Here is a 967-nt window from a genome sequence, read left to right on the forward strand (position 1 = left end):
GTTTGAATACCTGTCTTTTCGAGCAATTCTCAGTGTACTTACTGCCCTAGGTCTTTCTCTTTGGATGGGACCTATCATGATCAAGCGTTTGCAAATGCTTCAAATTGGTCAGGTTGTGCGTAACGAAGGCCCTGAGTCTCACTTTAGCAAGCGTGGTACTCCTACTATGGGCGGTATCATGATTTTGGCGGCTATTTCGATCACGATTCTATTGTGGACTGATTTATCCAACCCTTATGTTTGGGCGGTACTGACGGTATTGCTAGGTTATGGCGCCGTTGGCTTTGTCGATGATTATCGTAAAGTGGTGCGTAAAAACACCGATGGTTTGATCGCGCGTTGGAAGTATTTCTGGCAGTCTTTGATCGCATTTGTTGTGGCATTTGCTCTATACGCTTATGGTAAAGACACAGCAGCGACGCAGCTTGTCGTGCCATTCTTTAAAGATGTGATGCCACAGCTTGGTCTGATGTACATCATTCTGACTTACTTCGTGATTGTTGGCACCAGTAATGCGGTAAACCTCACTGATGGTTTAGATGGTTTGGCTATCATGCCGACGGTACTGGTTGCTGCAGGCTTTGCCGTTATCGCTTGGGCGACTGGTAACGTTAACTTTTCTGAATATCTGCACATCCCATATCTACCGCACGCCTCTGAGCTTGTTGTGGTATGTACGGCGATTGTGGGCGCGGGTCTTGGATTCTTATGGTTCAACACCTATCCAGCACAAGTATTTATGGGTGATGTAGGCTCTCTTGCGCTAGGTGGTGCACTAGGCACTATCGCTGTTTTGGTTCGTCAAGAATTGGTGCTGGTTATCATGGGCGGTGTGTTTGTTATGGAAACACTGTCTGTAATCCTCCAAGTCGGTTCATACAAGCTGCGCGGTCAACGCATTTTCCGCATGGCACCAATTCATCATCACTACGAATTAAAAGGTTGGCCAGAACCTCGTGTAATCGTG

The 967-nt window shown here is 46.8% G+C and carries 1 protein-coding gene; it reads left to right on the top strand.

What is annotated here, in order from left to right:
* Positions 1 to 967, top strand: a 967-nt coding sequence (gene mraY, locus R7Z49_RS23790) for a phospho-N-acetylmuramoyl-pentapeptide-transferase (protein ID WP_318112192.1), incomplete at both ends; no start/stop codon positions are given.

This window comes from Vibrio sp. 1562 (genome assembly GCF_033340155.1).
Lineage (GTDB): Bacteria > Pseudomonadota > Gammaproteobacteria > Enterobacterales > Vibrionaceae > Vibrio > Vibrio alginolyticus.